Origin of the sequence: Tenacibaculum amylolyticum (assembly GCF_964511145.1) — a bacterium.
Taxonomy (GTDB): domain Bacteria; phylum Bacteroidota; class Bacteroidia; order Flavobacteriales; family Flavobacteriaceae; genus Polaribacter; species Polaribacter amylolyticum.
Genome location: NZ_CAZEFZ010000071.1, coordinates 4,297 through 4,840, shown reverse-complemented (window position 1 = coordinate 4,840; position 544 = coordinate 4,297).

The window sequence follows — 544 nt, the reverse complement described above, 5'->3', positions numbered from 1 at the left end:
CAAATACCGAATGAATTTTTAAATGAAGATGGTACTACTCCAATCATTATAAGCAAAACTAAAAAAAATGGAGAAGCAATACCTGATCTAAACCTTAATTACAATAGTCTTTTTTCTAATGCCATAGCAAACGAAAATGCTATTAAAAGAGCTGCGGCTCAAAATGCTAGAAAATGGTATAATGCACAAGCGCAAAAAGTTTTAGAATATATAGAAAGCAAATACCATAAAAGTTTTAAGAGTTATGACCAAGCCAGAGAATATTTATTTAATAAAACAGAAATAAATAATCTTAATATAAATATTCCAAGAACCAGAAATAAGGTTTCTCACGATTTAGATATTACTAATAGCCAGAAGAATTCAGGCTTAAAAAACCTAAAAAGATTACAACAACGAGAAAGTGAGATTAGAAACGGGAGAATTAATAGTTCTCTTTATCCTGATGTAAGAGTAAATGGGATTCCATTAAAAAACATTCGAAGCATACAGGATATTAACAGAGAGAGAGCCAAGTTCTCTAATATAGTAGATTTACACTGGA